This window comes from Novosphingobium sp. FSW06-99 (assembly GCF_001519065.1).
Lineage (GTDB): Bacteria > Pseudomonadota > Alphaproteobacteria > Sphingomonadales > Sphingomonadaceae > Novosphingobium.
Window position 1 is genome coordinate 285,037 of sequence record NZ_KQ954256.1, and the last position, 17,370, is coordinate 302,406.

A 17,370-nucleotide genomic window follows, 5' to 3' on the forward strand; every position below is an offset into this window, starting at 1 on the left:
GCCCCCGGAAGACTTGTCTTCCGGGCCTTTTTCTTGGTCTGCGGTTCCCTTGACCTGCGAACCCGGTTAAGGCCGCGCGCCATGACCGACACTATCTCCACCCCGTCCGCCGACCGTCCGAGCCCAAAGCCGTGGATTGCGCAAATCCATGCCTATGTGCCCGGCAAATCGACCGGCACCGACGGGCAAGTGCTGCTCAAGCTGTCGGCCAACGAAAATCCGCTCGGCACCAGCGCGGCGGCGCAGGCTGCACGTGCCCATGCGGGCGATCAGGCGCGCTATCCCGATCCTGACAGCGTGGCCTTGCGCGGTGCGCTCGGCACATTGCATGGCATCGATCCGGCGCGCATCGTGATGGGCACCGGGTCCGACGAATTGCTCAATCTGGCGGCGCAGGCCTATGCCGGGCCGGGCGATCAGGTGCTGTTCGTGCGCTATGGCTTTTCGGTCTATGACATTGCCGCGCGGCGCTGCGGGGCCCAGCCGGTGGTCGCGCCCGATCGCGATTACGGCACCGATGTCGATGCCCTGCTGGCGGCGGTAACGCCTGCCACGCGCGTGGTGTTTCTGGCCAATCCCAACAATCCCACCGGCAGCTATATCGGCCGCGCCGAAATCGCCCGGCTGCACGCGGGCCTGCGCCGCGACATTCTGCTGGTGATCGACCAGGCCTATGCCGAATATGTTGCGGCGGCCGACGATGATGGCGCGCTGGCGCTGGCGGCGACCGCTACCAACGTGCTGGTGACGCGCACTTTTTCAAAGATCTATGGCCTGGCCGGCGAACGCGTCGGCTGGGCCACCGGCGATGCCGCGCTGGTCGATATGCTCAACCGCATCCGCGGTCCGTTCAATCTGTCGCTGTCGGCACAGGCGACAGCATTGGCGGCGGTGAGCGATCAGGCATTTGTGGCCGCATCGCGCGACCACAACCGCCGCGAACGCGCGCGCTTTGTCGAACGGCTGGCTGCGCTTGGCAACCATGGCCTGCGTCCCCTGCCCAGCGAGGCCAATTTCGTGCTGATCGAATTCACCGGGGGCCTGACCGCCGAAGCGGCCTATCTGGGGCTGATGGAGCATGGCTATATCACCCGCTGGCTGCCGGGGCAGGGGCTGCCGCAATGTTTGCGCATCACCATCGGCACTGCCGAACAGATGGATGCGATTGCCGCCGCGCTGACGCAGATGGCAGGCGCATGAGCACGGATCTGCCGTTCCGCCATCTGGCGGTGATCGGGCTGGGCCTGCTGGGCGGATCGGTGGCGCGCGCGGCCAAGGCGGCGTTTCCGGCGATCCAGGTTACCGGCCATGATGCCGATCCGGCGGTGCGCGAGCGCGCGCGCGCCATCGCGCTGACCGATGGCATTGCCGACACCGCGGCCGAGGCCGTGGCGGGGGCCGATCTGGTGGTGCTGTGCGTGCCGGTCGGCGCGATGGGCGATGCCGCGCGCGCGATGGCGCCAGGGCTGGCGCCGGGCGTCTTGATCAGCGATGTCGGGTCGAGCAAGGCCGGGGTGGCCGCCGCGCTGGCCGAGGCCCTGCCTGGGCACCGCGTGATCCCCGCGCATCCTGTCGCGGGCACCGAACAGAGCGGTCCCGACGCCGGTTTCGCCACGCTGTTTCGCAATCGCTGGTGCATCCTGACCCCGCCCGTCGACGCCGATTCGGCCGATCTGGCGCGGCTGGTCGCGCTGTGGGAGGCGTTTGGCGCGCGGGTCGAGGTGATGGACGCCGAACACCACGATCTGGTGCTGGCGGTCACCAGCCACCTGCCGCACCTGATCGCCTATTGCATTGTCGGCACGGCGTCTGATCTGGAACGCGTGACGCAAAGCGAAGTGATCAAGTATTCCGCCGGGGGTTTTCGCGATTTCACCCGCATCGCCGCGTCCGACCCGACGATGTGGCGCGACGTGTTCCTGACCAATCGCGAGGCTGTGCTCGACATGCTGGGTCGCTTCAACCGCGATCTGACCGCGCTCGAAGGTGCAATCCGTGCGGGCGACGGCGCCGAACTGTTCGACCATTTCACCCGGACCCGTGCCATTCGCCGCTCGATTATCGAAATGGGCCAGGACGACGCCCGCCCCGACTTCGGCCGCAGCGACCATAACGGCGACACCTGAAATCGTCCCCGTGCCGGGGAGGAACTCGTGGATCAGTGCAGGGCGTTGATCGCGGCGGTCACTCTGGCCTCGATCTCTGCGCGTGGCAGGCCGGGCGGCAATGCCTCGCCGATGCGATACCGGATCACGCCTGCGCGCTTCCAGCGGCGATGGTACAGCGGGCCGCTGTCGACCGCGATCGGCACCACCGGCAGGTCGGCCATCTTGTAGATCCCGGCAAACCCCGCCTGCAACGGTCGCACTTCGTCGTGCGGCACGCGCGTGCCTTCGGGAAAGATCGCGATCGGGCGGTGGCGGCCGCTGGCCAGTGCATTGGCGCGTGCGGCGGCGATCATCCCGCGCAGCGCGCGCGCGCCGGCCTGGCGATCGACCTTGACCAGCCCATAGCGCCGCCCGAGCAGGCCCCAGACGGGGATCGAAAACAGCTCTGCCTTGGCAAAGATCACCGGGCTGCGCAGCAGCATCGGCAGATCGATCGCTTCAAAAAACGATTCATGGCGCATCGCGCACAGGACCGCGCCATCGGGCACCGGGCCTTCGACCACCACGCGGATACCCAGCAGATAGCGGCAGCACCAGCGATGCCACGCGCACCACACCCGCACCATCACGCGCAGCGCCCCGGCAGGCAGCGGCAGGCTCAACAGGTTGCCGGTTACCAGCACCGCGCTCACCCCATAGAACACGGGATAGAACACCAGGCTGCGCAGCACGTCGATCGGGCGAATGGGGGGCTCAGTGGAGGTCATGGTCCGTACTTGGATGCCGTGTCGTTTCGGGCCAGTCGACCAGCCAGGCGAAAACCCGCGCGACGTATTTGTTGTATTCCAGGAACAGCACTTTCATCGACGGGCGCGACGGCACCGCATCCTCGACGATGACCAGCCCCTTTGGCCCGGCCACCGCCAGATCGAACGCCGCGCGGCGCATGTGCCAGTCGGTGGTGACCAGGCGGACAGACCGGACGTGATAGCGCGCAATCCATGCCGCCGCTTCGCGCGCGTTTGACCAGGTGTCGAACGATTCGTATTCGAGCGTCAGGCAACAGGCAAACAGCGCGGGCGACACGGTGTACTGGCTGGCGAATTGCGCCTCGCTTACTTCACTCGACACGCCAGACACCAGCATGCGCCGCGCCTGCCCCGCCCGCAGCACGTCGAGCCCACGCCCGATTCGCCCCTGCGCCCCGGTCAGCGCGATCACCCCGTCGGTATGCGTGGCATCTGCGGGGCGCGGCAGAAACAGCGCAAACCACAAGAAGCCCAGCAGCCAGACCAGCAGCACGAGCGACAGCATGCGACGAAACAGCCCGGGCGGCTTAACGGATCTCATGCCAAGGGCTTACAACATGCGCCGCAGTGCGGAAAGCACGGTCAGGCGTGCGGTCAGCACCGCAAGGGCCACCCCGCACAGCGGGATCGCCGCAATCACCACCCAGTCGAGCCAGCCCAGCGCCGCGCCAGAGGCCATGCCCGAGCCCAGCGCGCTGAATTGCGCCGACAGCACGACAATCGCCACGACCCCGGCAATCAGCCCGATCGTGCCCCCGGCGGCGGCCTCCATCGCGGCGGTGCGTTGAAACACGCGCGCGATCTGCGCATCGGTGCCGCCCAGCATATGCACGATCTCGATCGTTTCGCGCTGATTGACCAGCGCGGCGCGCGCGGCCAGCACCACCGCGGCAATCGTCGCCACCGTCAGCAGCGCGATCAACCCGCCAGCAAGCCATTGCAGCGTGGCAATCGCGCGGAACACCGGGGTCAGCCAGGCGGCCTGCGCATCGACGCGCGCCGCCGGGGCAACCCCGGCCAGCGCGGTCTGCAGCGCGCTGACCCGGTCGGGCGTGGCGGGTGCGCGCAGCCGCACATCGATCAGCGCGGGGATCGGCAGATCATCGATGGTGTCGCCGGGCCGGGTGCCCAACCAGGGTTCGAGCAGGCTTTCCAACTGGCTCTGATCGACACGCTGCGCGTCGGCCACGTCGGGCAGCCGCCGCAGCACGGCCAGCGCGGCGTCGGCCTGGCGGTTGCGCGCGGCGGGTGCGGCGCTGACGATCTGCACGGTGATGCCGCCGTTGAGATCGGCACTGGCGTGCGCGCCGGCGTTGCGCAGGCCCAGCCCGCTGGCCGCTGCAATCACCGTCAGCGCGATGACGATGGCGATCACCCACGGCATCGGGCTGCCCAGTCGCGGATCGGGCAACAGGCCGGGTTCGCCCTCACGCGACCGGCCGAACAAAGCGGCTGCGTTCATTTTGTGGCAAACCCCAGCGGCGGGCCGCCTTGCCCATCGCCCCGGCTGTCCTTCGGCGCGGCCGACAGCACCGGCTCGGTCGGCGTGGACGTGCGGCGCGGTGGAAAGCGCAGAGCGCCGGTCGGGTCCGACAGGCGACCCTTGTCCAGCCGCATGATCAGCGAATCCGGCACTTTCTGGATCAGGTGGACATCGTGCGTGGCGACCACCACGGTGGTGCCCAGCCGGTTCAGACTTTCAAACAGGCGCAACAGTTTCAGCGCCATGTCGGGATCGACGTTGCCGGTCGGCTCGTCGGCGACCAGCATGTCGGGCCGCGCGATCACCGCGCGCGCGATCGCCACGCGCTGTTGTTCCCCGCCCGACAGCGTGGCCGGGCGCGCGTGGCGCCGGTCGGCCAGCCCCACCCAATCGAGCATTTCATCGACCGGCTTGGTAATCTCGCGCTCGGCCACCCCCGCCACGCGCAAGGGCAGCGCAACATTGTCAAATGCCGACAAGTGCTGGACCAGCCGGAAATCCTGGAACACCACGCCCAGCCGCCGCCGGAACCCCGGCAAGCGCTCGCGCGGCAGCGTGATCGCATCGGTGCCGAACATGCGGATCAGCCCGCGCGAGGGCCGCTGCGCCAGATAGAGCAGTTTGAGCAGGCTGGTCTTGCCCGCGCCCGACGCGCCGGTCAGAAAATAGAACCGGCCGGGGTACAGCGTGAACGAAATATCGGTCAGCGCTTCCTTGCCAGTGCCATAGCGCAGCCCGACATTGTCGAACTGAACGATTTCGGCATCAGGCGCGTTCATGATCGGTGCGGTGGCTTTTTCGTTCGGATCTGGGCCGGCCAGATTGGCCTTTGCCCTGCATACGCGTCAATGCATGTGGAAAAAAGGCCGTGGACGCAATTCTCCCCACCTGAAGCTATTGTTTAGGTGGGCGCATGCATGCTTAACCCCAAAGGATGATTATCGCCTGTCCCGCATGTTCGACGCGCTATGTCGTTCCCGACAGCGCGATCGGTGTGGATGGGCGCACGGTCCGCTGCGCCAATTGCCGCCATAGCTGGTTTCAGGCCGGTCCCGAGCTGGACCTGCCGCCCGAACCCGCGCCGCCCGAACCCGCGCCGCCCGAACCCACACCTGTCGTGCCGGAACCGGCTGCACCGATTGCCGAGCCTGCTCCGGCGCCCGCGCCGCTGCCACCGGTGGTGGAAACCCCGCCACCCACGCCCCGGCCACAGCGCCCGATTGCAGCCGTGCGCGGGGCCGAAGCGGTGGCCGCCGGGCCATCGCCGTTTGCCCACGAACCCCCGTTTCGCCCCCGCCGCAATCCGGCGCGGCTGTGGACCCTGGCGGCGGTGCTGTTCGCGCTGACAGTCGGGGCACTGATTGCGGCGGGCGCCTGGTTCGGATTGCCAAGCTGGCTGGCGGTCGCACCGCGCACGTTCGGCGCGACGCGCCCCGATCTGGAACTGCAATTCCCCGCCGAGCGCCAGGATCGCCGCACGCTGCCCAATGGCACCGAATATTTCGGCGCCAGCGGCACCGTCACCAATGTCGGCAAGGATGTGCGCGAAGTGCCGCAGATCCTGATCGTGCTGCGCGATGCGCACAACCGCGTGGTCTATACCTGGACCGTGATCCCGCCGCGCGATGTGCTCAAACCCGGCGAAAGCGAAACCATCAACGAAGCCGTCACCGACGTGCCCAAAACCGCCAAATACGCCGAAATCGGCTGGAAACCCGAATAAGCGGCAGGACCATCGGCAAATTTCGAACGCGCAGGCCTGAATCCCGGTTGCGCCCTGCACAGGCCTTTGCTAGGGGCCCGCTCCTACCCCGGCGGGAGCAGCGGCCATTGGCCCCACACCCCGTTTGCGATGTGCGGTCGTGGCGGAACTGGTAGACGCGCAACGTTGAGGTCGTTGTGGCCGAAAGGCCGTGGAAGTTCGAGTCTTCTCGACCGCACCAGTAGCCATCCCAAGGCTACTCACTAAGGCTCAAAAACGGCTGAATTCAGCCATTTGTTGCCTTGTTGCAGCACGAATGTTCAGTCCGCGCCGCGCATAGAGCGATCCAATGAATTCGAGCCGCACCAACCTGGAACGGGCGGCTTAATTCGGGGTTAGCTAATTTCGTTCATTGTTTCTTGCTCACCAGATCGGGGTTTTCGAGTGGGCAGGGATTGGAACGGCGCTCGTCCGGACGCTGACAAGGGTATGCACGCGGCCTTGGCGCAGGCTGCGGCCGTCACGGCCTATGCTGCATGGGTAATCTTTGTCGCGTTGCATCACGAGGCCTGGTTCGATGAGATGCAGGCGTGGTTGCTTGCGCGTGACAACGGCCTTGGCATGCTGGTCGGGCATTATGCGCGGTACGAAGGCACGCCCGCGCTGTGGCATGTGATCTTGTGGGGCGCGGTGCGAGCCGGTTTGCCGTTCAGCGGGATATGGGCCCTTTCGGCGGCCTGTGCGATTGGCGGCGCCGCGATCGTCGTGCGGTGCGCGCCATTTCCGCTGCTTTTGCGGCTGGGCCTGCTGGCCGGCTATTTCTATGGCTATCAATTCAGCGTGATCGCCCGGGGCTATTGCCTGGATCTGCTCTTGGTGCCGATGGCCGCAGCGCTGTTTTCGACCCGGATTGAACGACCGTTGCGCTATGCCCTGGTTGTGGGATTGCTGGCCAATGTCAATGTGTTCAGCTTCTTGGCGGCGGCGGTAATGGGCCTCGAACTGCTGGCTCGGCAGATCGCGGCCCGCCGGATATTTCAGCCGCCTGCCCTGGCGGCACTGGCGCTCGCCGGGGTGTGCGGGCTGTTTGCTCTGTGGACCGTGTGGCAACCGGCCGACAACGGTTTTCTGGCCCAGGCCGGCCCGCAAAATCCGCTGGCCGCGATGCTGTTGTTCGTCGCCAACGCGCTGTTCGATCGGGTGACCGTGTGGAGCGCGATCAACCAGGCCGGGCCGGAGTACGGGATTGCGATCCTGCTATCGGTCATGCTGCTTGGCCAGATTGTCCGATTGGCGATGACGGGCCGCGAACGGGCCTTGTCGCTGGCCCTGCTGGCAGCGCCGATCCTGTTTGCGGCCATGGTCTATTCGGAACCATGGCACGCCGGGGTATTTTTCGTGCTGATCGTGTTTGTGCTGTGGATCAACTGGGACAATCCGGTGATCGATACCGATGATGCCCAGGCCCGCCGCATCCTGATCGGTGCGCTGGTGCTGCTCGAAGTGATGCAAGGGGCGCAAACACTGCATAGCGGGATCGAAGACATCGATGGCCGTTATTCCGCTGGCAAACCGGCTGCACAGGCCATCATGGCCTGGCGCAGCGGCCACCCACAGGGCCGGATCGCGGCATTCGGAATGCAGAGTTTTGAAACGCAGCCGTGGCTTGGGCGTAACGAATTTGCCAATTATCACGGCGGCATGCCCACACCGCAATATGTAAACTGGGCAACCAGCGAACCCTGGCATGCCTTGCCAAAACCCGCCGAATGGAACCAGTTGCTGACCACTCGTCCCGATCTCGTGCTTGCCGCGCAGATCTGGCTGCCATCGGCGATGAAGCAGGATCCACAGCGTGCCGCCTGCCGCGCGGGCTATGATGTCGCCCAGGTCTTTGCGGCAGGGATCATCTGGCGCGGCGTGGTCATCGATAACCCGCTGATCCTGTTTGCCCGCGCGACGTCGGGCCCCTGTGCAAAACCTGACAGCCGCCCGGCACCATCGCCGGCGTGACGTTGGCGTGCAGGGCGACGCATCCTAAAGGGGGGCAGGGAAACCTGCCCCCCTTCAAGTATCCGGTACGCGCGCTGCGAATCGCGATCGGCGCGTGCCTTGCCATCATCGCCAACCGATTCGGTTATTGCCAGCCGGGTGCGCCGCGCCACATGCGGCTGCCGTTCAGTCCAGTTTCGGGACATAAAATCGCCGATATCTGCGATATTTCAGGTGGCGGACGGCAATTGCACCAAAATTGCGCGGCGAAAAGTTGCCGCAGGCCTGCCGCTTTAACCTGTGATTTACGCCCTGTGCGTAGAAACGGTCTTGCCACTCCGGGGACAACGAGCGGCATCTAAGGGGAATATGACCATGAAGCTGATCAACAAGATTCTGAAAGACGAAGCCGGCGCCACTGCAATCGAATACGGCCTCATCGCCGCTTTGATCGCCGTCGCCGCCATCACCGCGATGGGCCAGCTCGGCAACTCGCTGTCGAACACGTTCTCCTACGTGTCGAACCAGATGGCCAGCGCTCAGAGCGGCAAGATCTAAGTCGACTGTCGACAGATCCAGGTTCAGGGGGGCGGGGAAACTCGCCCCCCTTTCCGTTTGCGGGCCTCATTTCTGGCACGTCTTATGTCTGGCACTTGGGGCAAAAGAAGCTTGATCGCCCGCCCTGGGCGATGCGCACCACCCGCCCGCCACAGCCGCACGGTTCGCCTTCGCGGCCATAGACACGCCAATCCTTGGCGAAATAGCCCAGTTCGCCATCGGGCCGCGCATAATCGCGCAAGGTCGACCCGCCTGCGGTGATCGCTTCTTGCAGCACTGCGCGGATTTCCGGCACCAGCCGCATCAGCGCCGCGCGCGACACTTTGCCCGCCTCGCGCGCCGGATGGATCCGCGCGCGATGCAGCGCTTCGCAGACATAGATATTGCCGAGCCCCGCCACCACCTGCTGATCGAGCAGCAACAGTTTGACCGCGGCAAACCGTCCCTCGAACGCACGCGCCAGATGCGCCACGGTCAGATCGGGCCCCAATGGTTCGGGGCCCAGCGCGGCGAACGGCCCAAATGTGTTGAGCGCGGCGGTATCGACCAGATCGACCGAACCGAACCGGCGCGCATCGTTGAGCACCAGCACATGCCCGCGCGCGGTTTCGAGTACGAGATGATCGTGCCGGTCGAACGCCGCCGGATCGATCCGCCAGCGGCCCGACATGCCAAGATGAAACACCATGGTCTGACCCCGATCGGTCTGGATCAGACCGTATTTCGCGCGCCGCCCCAGCGCCACCACGCGCGCCCCGGTCATCGCCTGAACCAGATCGGGCGGAAACGGGCGGCGCAGATCGGGGCGGTTGACCGCCACGCGCACCAGCCGATCCCCGGCCAGAACGGTGGCCAACCCGCGCACGGTGGTTTCGACTTCGGGCAATTCAGGCATCGGCTGGCTATCTCTGGTGCACACAAGCAGGCATTGCGCCCTATCAGGCTTTGCCCGGCGGACAATAATCACTAGGGTCCGGACCCGTTACCAGCAAGCCCGAGGTTTGTCCCAAAAGGCCCAGCGCAAGGCGGATAGGCGCAGGAATAGTGGTTCTATTTCAAGCCTATCCAACGTAGCGATGGGCCTTTTGGGTCAAATCCCGAAGGGACGGCAAAATGGCTTCCATCTCGAACCGAAATGCGCTTGCAAAGGCAACCGGCCTTCGGGCTGCGCATTTCGGCCCGATCTGTTCGCCATTTTGCCGCCTCGGGCTTGCTGGTAGCGGGTCCGAACCCTAAAGCCCCATCATGACCACCAGTGACAGCTCCGCCGAAACCGCCTCCTTCGGGTATGAGGACATTCCAGCCGAGGACAAAGTTGCCCGCGTCGGCGCGGTGTTTTCCAATGTGGCAAAAAAATACGACGTGATGAACGATGCCATGTCGGGCGGCATGCACCGGCTGTGGAAAGACCGCTTTGTCGCGCGCGTCAAACCCCGAGCGGGCGAGGCGGTGCTCGACATGGCAGGCGGCACCGGCGATATCGCGTTCCGCATCGCCAAGAGCGGCGCGCTCGTCACCGTGGCCGACATCAACCAGGACATGCTGGATGTCGGCATCGAGCGTGCGCAAAAGCGCGGGATCGAGGGGCTCGACTGGTCGTGCCAGAATGCCGAAACGCTCGATTTTGCCGATCGCCGGTTCGATGCCTATACGATCGCGTTCGGCATCCGCAATGTCACCCATATCGATCGTGCGCTGGCCGAGGCACATCGTGTGCTGAAATTTGGCGGGCGGTTTTTCTGCCTGGAATTTTCAACCACGCAATGGCCGGGTTTTGCCCAGGCCTATGATCTCTATTCGCACCATGTCGTGCCGCAGATCGGCAAACTGATTGCCGATGATGCCGATTCGTACCGGTATCTGATCGAATCGATCCGCCGTTTTCCCCCGATGCCCGCGTTTGCCGCGATGATTCGCGAAGCGGGCTTTGCACGGGTGAAAGTCGAACCGATCCTGGGCGGGCTGGTGGCGATCCATTCCGGCTGGAAAGTCTGACGGGCGGCCGACGTGAATTTTACAGACCTTGGCCATATTCGCCGCCTGCTGGGATGGGGCCGCGTGCTCGCCCGCCATGGCGCCCTGCGCGGGATAGAGCGCGATCGCAACACCCCGCCGCAGATCCGTCGCCTGTGCCGGATCGCGCGGGCGGGCACGCGGCAATCGGCGGTGCCCGACTATGCCGGGGCGTTTTCGGCAATCGGCCCCGCCGCGATCAAGCTGGGCCAGACGCTGGCCACGCGCCCCGATCTGGTCGGCGATGCGGCGGCCAACAATCTGCTGGCGCTGCAGGATCAATTGCCACCGGTGGCGTTCGAGGCGATCCGCCGCGAGATCGAGACAAGTTTCGAGCGCCCGCTCGAAAGCCTGTTTGCCACGTTCGACCCGGTGCCGGTCGGCGCCGCCTCGATCGCGCAAGTCCACCGGGCAACCACCACCGATGGCCGCGATGTCGCGGTCAAAGTGCTGCGGCCCGGTGTGCGCGAGAAATTCGCGCGCGACATCGCCACGTATGAATGGGCGGCGGCGCATTTCGAGGCCCTGGGCGGCGAGGCGCAGCGGCTGCGCCCGCGCATGATCATCGCCAATTTCCGCCGTTGGACCACGCGCGAGCTCGATCTGCGGCGCGAGGCGGCCTCCGCCTCGGAACTGGCCGAAGCGATGCATGCCTTTGCCGGCTATCGCGTGCCCGCGATCGACTGGGACCGGACCAATGGCCGGGTGATGACGCTCGACTGGATCGACGGGATCAAGATCAGCGAGGTCGACCGGCTCGATGCCGCCGGGCATGACCGCAAGGCGCTGGCCGAGCGGCTGGTGCTGGCCTTTTTGACCCAGGCGATCAGCGGCGGCTATTTTCACGCCGACATGCACCAGGGCAATCTGTTCGTCACCGCCGACGGCACGATTGTCGCGATCGATTTCGGCATCATGGGCCGCATCGACCGGCGCGCGCGGCAATGGCTGGCCGAAATCCTCTATGGCCTGACCACGGGCAATTACCGCCGCGTCGCCGAGATTCATTTCGAGGCGCAATATGTGCCGAGTTACCATTCGGTCGAGGAATTCGCGACGGCCCTGCGCGCGGTGGGCGAACCGATGCGCGGCAAACCGGTGAAGGACCTGTCGGTCGGGCAGATGCTGGACGGCCTGTTCGCGATCACCCGCGATTTCGACATGCAGACCCAGCCCCACCTGCTGCTGCTGCAAAAGACCATGGTGATGGTCGAAGGCATCGCCACCCAGCTCGATCCCGATATCAACATGTGGGAAACCGCCGCGCCGTTCGTGCGCGCATGGATCCGCGACGAGCTGGGGCCAGAGGCGGCGATTGCCGAACGCCTGCGCGAGGATGGCGCCACACTGTTGCGCCTGCCCGGCCTGATCCGCCGGATCGAAGACCGGTTCCCGCCCAAGGGTGGCGCGCCAGAGGCACCCCCGCTGCCCGATGTCGCGCTGATGTGGGATCGCAAGCCGGGCGCCGGGCTGGCCGGGCGCATCGCCACCCATGCCATGGCCGGCGCGCTGGCGATCGGCGCCTATCTGGTCGGGCGTGCCGCTGGCTGGTGGGGCTGACTTGGCCGCGCCGCTTGCCCGCCTGCCCAAACGGCATTTCAACGCGCTCGACCTGTCGCGATTGCTGGCGGCCTGTGCGGTGCTGTTCTGGCATTACCAGCATTTCTTTGTGCCGCCGGTCAGTTTCGAATTCCACGTGCGCCGGTCGATCTCGCCATTCTATCACCAGCTCGCGTGGATCTATGACTATGGCCATGTCGCGGTGGAATATTTCTGGGCGGTGTCGGGATTTGTGTTCGCGCATGTCTATCTGGCCGACCCGCAGGCGCGCGGACGGTTCTGGCCCGCGCGGCTGGCACGGTTATGGCCGCTGCACCTGCTGACGCTGGGCGTGGTCGCCGTGTTGCAGGCGATCTATACCGCGATCAACGGCACCGCGTTCATCTATCACCATCAGGACTGGTGGCACTTTGTGCTCAACGTGTTCATGGCACAGACTTGGGGGTGGCAGGTCAACCAGTCCTACAACGGACCGACATGGTCGCTATCGACCGAAATCCTGGCCTATGCCGCATTCTGGGTGCTGTTGCCCGCCTTGCGCCGCATGCCGCTGGCGCTGTCGGCGCCGGTGGTGCTGGCCATGTTTGCGCTGGTGTTCGCCGATATCCTGCCGCCCGGCGCGCCTGCCGAAACGATGGGGGCAAAACTGGCCACGGTGGTCAATTGCGTGGGCTATTTCTTTGCCGGGGTGATGGTCTATGGCGCGGCGCTGCGCGGGTGGCTGACGGTGCCACGGCTGATCGCGCTGGCGCCGTTGCTGGCGTTCGCCGGCTATGCGTTGTCGGGCATGAAACTGCATGGGCATGACGCCGCCATCCTGGCCGGGACGATGGCCGCGCTGTGCGCCATGCTGGCCATCGATCTGACCGATCGCGACGATGCGCTGCGGCTGGGCAGGCAATTGGGCGATGCTTCCTACGGCATCTATCTGTGGCATTTTCCGCTGCAACTGGCGCTGGTGCTGCTGGTCGATGCCACGATTGGCACCCGCATGGTGTTTCGCCAGCCGGTATTCCTGGTAATTTTTGTCGGCGCGTCAATCCTGGCCGGATTCGCCTCGCACCGCTGGATCGAGCGGCCAGCCCAACGCGCGGTGATGCGCTGGTTCGATCGGCACAAACACGGGCACGCCGCCACAGCGTAATTTTCTGTAGACGGCACCGGCTTGCCGAACCGCAAGGTTCGGCACAAACATTCAATCCGCCAGTTCGGCGATCTTGTGGTGCGGCAGATAGTGCCAGCCGGCCAGCAACAGGACCACTTCGACCGCCTCGACCGCCATCGGCAAGGGCCAGCCGGGATAGGCGCCCGACACCACCAGATCGACCGCGCGCCCGGTCAGCGTGACGGCAAACAGCAGCAGCGGCACCAGCATCAGATCGGCATTGCGGCGCCAGGCGCCCCACAGCATGGCGAACCCGGCCACGCCGAAAAACGACGTGAAATCGGCGCGCAGCGTCGAAACCCCGGCGGCGGCCCCGGCAAACGGTGCCACGCCCAGCCCCTGCCCGGCGGTCAGCGGCGTCAACAGAAACGAAGCGGCCATCATCAGATCGAACAGGCCGATCACGAAAATCAGGGCGGTCAGGACAAAACGCATCGGGCACGGTTTCCTTGTGGCGAACGGCCAAAAGGATTGCGCGCTTAACGCCGCCAATGCAAGAAGCAGCCACGATGCGTATCCTGCTAATCATCGGTGGCGGTATCGCCGCCTACAAGGCGTCGGAACTGGTGCGCCTGATCCGCCGCGAAGGCGGCAGCGTGACATGCGTGCTGACCGAGGCAGGCGCGCACTTTGTCACCCCGCTGACGCTTGCCGCGCTGAGCGAGAACGCGGTGCACACCACGCTGTGGGATTTGAAAAACGAAGTCGAGATGGGCCACATCCAGCTCTCGCGAGAGGCGGATCTGGTGGTGGTCTGCCCGGCGACTGCCGATCTGATGGCGCGCATGGCGGCGGGCATCGCCAACGATCTGGCCACAACACTGCTGCTCGCCACCGACAAGCCGGTGCTGGCAGCACCGGCCATGAACGTGCGGATGTGGCAGCATGCCGCGACGCAGGCCAATCTGGCCACGCTGCGCGCGCGCGGGATCACCGTGATGGACCCCGACGAGGGCGTGATGGCCTGCGGCGAATTCGGCCCCGGCCGCCTGCCCGAGCCAGAGGCGATCCTGGCCGCGATCCGCGCGCAACTGGCGCCGCTGCCGCGACCACTGACCGGGCGCCACGTGCTGATCACCGCCGGGCCGACGCATGAACCGATCGACCCGGTGCGCTATATCGCCAACCGGTCGAGCGGCAGACAGGGCTTTGCACTGGCCGCTGCCGCCGCGCAGGCAGGGGCACGGGTGACCCTGGTGGCCGGGCCGGTCAGCCTGCCCACCCCCGCCGGAGTGGACCGCATCGACGTTGAAACCGCGCGCGAGATGGCGGCGGCGGTCGAGGCCGCGCTGCCCTGCGATGTGGCAATCATGGTCGCCGCCGTGGCCGACTGGCGCGCGGCCGAGGCCGCCGGGCAAAAGCGCAAAAAGGACGGCAGCGGGCAGATCGCACCGCTGCAACTGGTGGAAAATCCCGATATTCTGGCGGGACTTGGCGCGTCGGCGGCGCGTCCGCGCCTGCTGATCGGATTTGCCGCCGAGACCGAACAGGTCATCCCCCACGCCAAGGCCAAGCTGGCGCGCAAAGGGGCCGACTGGATCATCGCCAACGACGTGTCGGGCGATGTGATGGGCGGCACCGCCAACACCGTGCACATCGTATCGGCCAGCGGGGTGGAAAGCCTGCCGCGCATGGACAAGGCCGACGTGGCGCACGCCATCATGACAAAGGTTGCCGATGCATTCCGTTGATTCCGTTGCCGTGCGCATTCACCGCCTGGATCACAATCGCGATCTGCCGTTGCCCGCCTATGCCACGGCGGGCGCCGCCGGGATGGACGTGGTCGCCGCCGAAGACGTGACGATCGCGCCGGGTGGGCGCCATGCCGTGGCGACCGGTCTGGCGCTGGCGATTCCGGTCGGTTTCGAGATTCAGGTGCGCCCGCGATCGGGGCTTGCGCTCAAATACGGGGTCACCGTACCCAACACGCCCGGCACGATCGACAGCGATTATCGCGGCGAGTTGAAAGTGATCCTGATCAACCATTGCGATGCCGCGTTCGACGTGCGGCGCGGCGACCGTGTGGCGCAACTGGTGCTGGCCCCGGTGACGCAGGCCGCCTGGGTCGAAGTTGACGAACTGGACGCCACCGCGCGCGGCGAAGGCGGCTTTGGCTCGACCGGCGGCCTGTCGGCCCTGCCGGGCTGACGCGCCTCTCCGTCACGGAGAGGCGCGCGCGATTGCGGGTTACTTCTTTTCGGGCGGGATCGAGATGCGCACGGTTTCGCCGTTCTGGCCGGGGAAGCCCTTGAACAACGCCTCGACCAGGTTGGGCACCAGATAGGGCAGGCGGTTCGATGGCGACACGGCCTGCGCCTTGCCCTCGAACACGCGCTGGCCGTCGCTGCGGCGCTTGATGCGCAGATCGATGCTGCTGGTATAGACCGTGGTCACATCGACATCGTTGAACCACGGGTCATACAGGCCATAGCCCCAGCGGCGCCCATAGAAGCCTTCGCCATAAAATCCGCCGTGATAGCCGCGCCACGGGCCCCAATAGGGATCGGGACCAAACATGCTGATCTTGTCGCGGCCCTTGTCGACACCGTAATCAAATTCGACCACCAGATCGGATGTCGCCGGATCACCCGCGACATAGCCCACCTTGCGCAACTGTTCGGCGACCACACCGGCATATTGGCCGAATTCCAGACCCCCGGCGTTGCGCGGATCTTCGGCGACCACAGCAAATGTCTGTCCGGCAGGCGCGGGCAATTCATGGCTGAAACGCGACACATTGGCGTTGAACGGCTCGGCACAGCCCACCAGCCCGGTCGCCAGTGTGGCAGCCAGCGCCAGCGCGGCGATCGGCGCAAAACGGCGGCGGGTACGGACACTCTTGGTCATCGGCATTTCATTTCCACTCCTGAACGGCCCGGTCATGGTCTTCGCATGCACGCATGCGAGTGTGTCGGGCGCTGGCTGAACGCCGGTTGAACGCGCGATCAGCCCGCCGACGTGACCAGCCCGAGCGCGGCATAGGCCGCATCGAGCGTGGGGCGTGCCAGCGCACGTGCCTTGTGTGCGCCTTTGGCCAGAATGGCGTCGAGCGTGCCGTGATCGTCGCGCAAGTCGCGATAGCGCGCGGCAATCGGCGCCAGGCGTTCGACCAGCAGTTCGCCCAGCGCAGGCTTGAACGTGCCGAACCCCTGCCCGCCGAATTCGGACAGCACCGAGGCGACATCGCGGCCCGACATCGCCGCATAGATGCCCACCAGATTGCGCGCCTCGGCCCGCTCGGCCAGTCCGGCGGCTTCGCTTGGCAGGGGTTCGGGATCGGTGCGCGCCTTTTTCACCTTTTGCATGATCGTGTCGGCATCGTCGGTCAGGTTGATGCGGCTCTGGTCCGACGGGTCGGACTTGCTCATCTTGGCCGATCCATCGCGCAGCGACATGATCCGTGCGGCCTCTGGCGGGATGATCGGGGCGGGCAGCGTGAACACTGGGGCCTCTTCGCTGGCGAAATCGTTGTTGAATTTCTGCGCGATGTCGCGCGCCAGTTCGAGATGCTGTTTCTGATCCTCGCCCACCGGCACGTGCGTCGCCTGATAGACCAGCACATCGGCGGCCTGCAGCACGGGATACGTGAACAACGCGATCGAGGCTCCTTCGCGGTTCTTGCCCGCCTTGTCCTTCCACTGCGTCATGCGGTTCATCCAGCCCATCCGCGCGGTGCCCGACAGCAGCCATTGCAGTTCGGCATGGGCCGGCACCTGCGCCTGGTTGAACAGCACCGAGCGATCGGGATCGATCCCGCAGGCGACCAGCGCGGCAACCATCTCGCGCGTGTTGGCCGACAAGTCGGCCGGCACGTGCGGCATCGAAATGGCATGCAGGTCGGCCAGGAAATAGAGGCACGTGGCGCCTTTTGCGGTCCATTCGTCCTGCATCGCCACCCAGTTGCGGATCGCCCCGAGATAATTGCCGAGGTGAAGATTGCCGGTGGGCTGAATGCCGGAAACAATGCGCATTGACGTGAA

At 65.7% G+C, this 17,370-nt stretch carries 18 protein-coding genes and 1 tRNA gene; 11 read left to right on the plus strand and 8 right to left on the minus strand.

Annotated elements, in window-relative coordinates:
• Nucleotides 1-81: 81 nt before the first annotated feature.
• Together hisC and AQZ49_RS12075 are read left to right on the plus strand one after the other, a co-directional pair.
• Complete coding sequence (gene hisC, locus AQZ49_RS12070; protein ID WP_067615887.1) at nt 82-1,200, plus strand: histidinol-phosphate transaminase; 1,119 nt, start codon at nt 82-84, stop codon at nt 1,198-1,200.
• Nucleotides 1,197-2,126, plus strand: coding sequence for a prephenate/arogenate dehydrogenase family protein (locus AQZ49_RS12075; protein ID WP_067615889.1), 930 nt, complete (start codon nt 1,197-1,199; stop codon nt 2,124-2,126). Before hisC ends, AQZ49_RS12075 begins: the two co-directional genes overlap by 4 nt.
• 32 nt (nt 2,127-2,158) lie before the next feature.
• Here the strand turns inward: AQZ49_RS12075 and AQZ49_RS12080 are convergent, their stop codons facing one another.
• Genes AQZ49_RS12080 through ftsE form a run of 4 tightly spaced genes read right to left on the minus strand, consistent with a single transcriptional unit; the run spans nt 2,159 to nt 5,179 of the window.
• Nucleotides 2,159-2,875 carry a lysophospholipid acyltransferase family protein gene (locus tag AQZ49_RS12080; protein WP_067615891.1) on the minus strand — a complete coding sequence of 239 codons (717 nt, stop codon included), beginning with the start codon at nt 2,873-2,875 and terminating at the stop codon, nt 2,159-2,161.
• A complete protein-coding gene (locus tag AQZ49_RS12085; RefSeq protein WP_067615894.1) occupies nt 2,862-3,458 on the minus strand; it encodes a YdcF family protein in 597 nt (198 codons plus the stop codon). The genes AQZ49_RS12080 and AQZ49_RS12085 overlap by 14 nt, the downstream gene beginning before the upstream one ends.
• A gap of 9 nt (nt 3,459-3,467) precedes the next feature.
• Nucleotides 3,468-4,379 carry a cell division protein FtsX gene (locus AQZ49_RS12090; RefSeq protein ID WP_067615895.1) on the minus strand — a complete coding sequence of 304 codons (912 nt, stop codon included), beginning with the start codon at nt 4,377-4,379 and terminating at the stop codon, nt 3,468-3,470.
• Complete coding sequence (gene ftsE, locus AQZ49_RS12095) at nt 4,376-5,179, minus strand: cell division ATP-binding protein FtsE (protein WP_067615897.1); 804 nt, start codon at nt 5,177-5,179, stop codon at nt 4,376-4,378. Before ftsE ends, AQZ49_RS12090 begins: the two co-directional genes overlap by 4 nt.
• A gap of 155 nt (nt 5,180-5,334) precedes the next feature.
• On the opposite strand from ftsE, the gene AQZ49_RS12100 reads away from it, so the two are divergent.
• The 4 genes from AQZ49_RS12100 to AQZ49_RS12115 all read left to right on the plus strand — a co-directional run bounded on the left by AQZ49_RS12100 (nt 5,335) and on the right by AQZ49_RS12115 (nt 8,652).
• On the plus strand, nt 5,335-6,123 hold the full coding sequence (locus AQZ49_RS12100) for an MJ0042-type zinc finger domain-containing protein (RefSeq protein ID WP_067615899.1): 789 nt from the start codon (nt 5,335-5,337) through the stop codon (nt 6,121-6,123).
• 133 nt (nt 6,124-6,256) lie between these two features.
• Nucleotides 6,257-6,343: transfer RNA gene (locus AQZ49_RS12105), tRNA-Leu, on the plus strand.
• Nucleotides 6,344-6,603: 260 nt separating this feature from the next.
• Entirely contained in the window at nt 6,604-8,115 is a 1,512-nt protein-coding gene (locus AQZ49_RS12110; RefSeq protein WP_156428278.1) for a hypothetical protein, read from the plus strand.
• 354 nt (nt 8,116-8,469) lie between these two features.
• Nucleotides 8,470-8,652 carry a Flp family type IVb pilin gene (locus AQZ49_RS12115; RefSeq protein WP_067615903.1) on the plus strand — a complete coding sequence of 61 codons (183 nt, stop codon included), beginning with the start codon at nt 8,470-8,472 and terminating at the stop codon, nt 8,650-8,652.
• A gap of 82 nt (nt 8,653-8,734) precedes the next feature.
• Here AQZ49_RS12115 and mutM read toward each other — a convergent pair whose 3' ends face one another.
• Nucleotides 8,735-9,547 (minus strand): bifunctional DNA-formamidopyrimidine glycosylase/DNA-(apurinic or apyrimidinic site) lyase, encoded by an 813-nt coding sequence (mutM, locus tag AQZ49_RS12120; protein WP_067615905.1) that lies wholly within the window; start codon nt 9,545-9,547, stop codon nt 8,735-8,737.
• A gap of 350 nt (nt 9,548-9,897) precedes the next feature.
• Here mutM and AQZ49_RS12125 point away from each other — a divergent pair, with 350 nt between their 5' ends.
• The 3 genes from AQZ49_RS12125 to AQZ49_RS12135 are packed head-to-tail and all read left to right on the plus strand — an operon-like array spanning nt 9,898 to nt 13,369.
• Entirely contained in the window at nt 9,898-10,647 is a 750-nt protein-coding gene (locus AQZ49_RS12125; protein ID WP_067615907.1) for a class I SAM-dependent methyltransferase, read from the plus strand.
• Between the two features lie 12 nt (nt 10,648-10,659).
• Nucleotides 10,660-12,225 (plus strand): 2-polyprenylphenol 6-hydroxylase, encoded by a 1,566-nt coding sequence (ubiB, locus tag AQZ49_RS12130; RefSeq protein ID WP_067615909.1) that lies wholly within the window; start codon nt 10,660-10,662, stop codon nt 12,223-12,225.
• Nucleotide 12,226: 1 nt separating this feature from the next.
• Nucleotides 12,227-13,369: an acyltransferase family protein gene (locus AQZ49_RS12135; RefSeq protein ID WP_231739207.1), complete on the plus strand. Its 1,143-nt coding sequence runs from the start codon at nt 12,227-12,229 to the stop codon at nt 13,367-13,369.
• A 51-nt stretch (nt 13,370-13,420) separates the two neighbouring features.
• Here the strand turns inward: AQZ49_RS12135 and AQZ49_RS12140 are convergent, their stop codons facing one another.
• Nucleotides 13,421-13,825, minus strand: a complete 405-nt coding sequence (locus AQZ49_RS12140) for a hypothetical protein (RefSeq protein WP_067615910.1) — start codon at nt 13,823-13,825, stop codon at nt 13,421-13,423.
• A gap of 74 nt (nt 13,826-13,899) precedes the next feature.
• Here AQZ49_RS12140 and coaBC point away from each other — a divergent pair, with 74 nt between their 5' ends.
• Complete coding sequence (gene coaBC / locus AQZ49_RS12145; RefSeq protein WP_067616120.1) at nt 13,900-15,081, plus strand: bifunctional phosphopantothenoylcysteine decarboxylase/phosphopantothenate--cysteine ligase CoaBC; 1,182 nt, start codon at nt 13,900-13,902, stop codon at nt 15,079-15,081.
• Nucleotides 15,068-15,538, plus strand: coding sequence for a dUTP diphosphatase (gene dut / locus AQZ49_RS12150; RefSeq protein ID WP_067615913.1), 471 nt, complete (start codon nt 15,068-15,070; stop codon nt 15,536-15,538). The genes coaBC and dut overlap by 14 nt, the downstream gene beginning before the upstream one ends.
• A 39-nt stretch (nt 15,539-15,577) precedes the next feature.
• On the opposite strand, the gene AQZ49_RS12155 is transcribed toward dut, so the two are convergent.
• Entirely contained in the window at nt 15,578-16,237 is a 660-nt protein-coding gene (locus tag AQZ49_RS12155) for a DUF4136 domain-containing protein (protein WP_067615915.1), read from the minus strand.
• Between the two features lie 98 nt (nt 16,238-16,335).
• Nucleotides 16,336-17,361, minus strand: a complete 1,026-nt coding sequence (gene trpS / locus AQZ49_RS12160; protein ID WP_067615917.1) for a tryptophan--tRNA ligase — start codon at nt 17,359-17,361, stop codon at nt 16,336-16,338.
• Nucleotides 17,362-17,370 lie beyond the last annotated feature (9 nt).

Coding starts and splice junctions, on each gene's coding strand:
- hisC (WP_067615887.1), top strand. CDS start 82: ATGACCGACACTATCTCCACCCCGTCCGCCGACCGTCCGAGCCCAAAG.
- AQZ49_RS12075 (WP_067615889.1), top strand. CDS start 1,197: ATGAGCACGGATCTGCCGTTCCGCCATCTGGCGGTGATCGGGCTGGGC.
- AQZ49_RS12080 (WP_067615891.1), bottom strand. CDS start 2,875: ATGACCTCCACTGAGCCCCCCATTCGCCCGATCGACGTGCTGCGCAGC.
- AQZ49_RS12085 (WP_067615894.1), bottom strand. CDS start 3,458: ATGAGATCCGTTAAGCCGCCCGGGCTGTTTCGTCGCATGCTGTCGCTC.
- AQZ49_RS12090 (WP_067615895.1), bottom strand. CDS start 4,379: ATGAACGCAGCCGCTTTGTTCGGCCGGTCGCGTGAGGGCGAACCCGGC.
- ftsE (WP_067615897.1), bottom strand. CDS start 5,179: ATGAACGCGCCTGATGCCGAAATCGTTCAGTTCGACAATGTCGGGCTG.
- AQZ49_RS12100 (WP_067615899.1), top strand. CDS start 5,335: ATGATTATCGCCTGTCCCGCATGTTCGACGCGCTATGTCGTTCCCGAC.
- AQZ49_RS12115 (WP_067615903.1), top strand. CDS start 8,470: ATGAAGCTGATCAACAAGATTCTGAAAGACGAAGCCGGCGCCACTGCA.
- mutM (WP_067615905.1), bottom strand. CDS start 9,547: ATGCCTGAATTGCCCGAAGTCGAAACCACCGTGCGCGGGTTGGCCACC.
- AQZ49_RS12125 (WP_067615907.1), top strand. CDS start 9,898: ATGACCACCAGTGACAGCTCCGCCGAAACCGCCTCCTTCGGGTATGAG.
- AQZ49_RS12140 (WP_067615910.1), bottom strand. CDS start 13,825: ATGCGTTTTGTCCTGACCGCCCTGATTTTCGTGATCGGCCTGTTCGAT.
- coaBC (WP_067616120.1), top strand. CDS start 13,900: ATGCGTATCCTGCTAATCATCGGTGGCGGTATCGCCGCCTACAAGGCG.
- dut (WP_067615913.1), top strand. CDS start 15,068: ATGCATTCCGTTGATTCCGTTGCCGTGCGCATTCACCGCCTGGATCAC.
- AQZ49_RS12155 (WP_067615915.1), bottom strand. CDS start 16,237: ATGACCAAGAGTGTCCGTACCCGCCGCCGTTTTGCGCCGATCGCCGCG.
- trpS (WP_067615917.1), bottom strand. CDS start 17,361: ATGCGCATTGTTTCCGGCATTCAGCCCACCGGCAATCTTCACCTCGGC.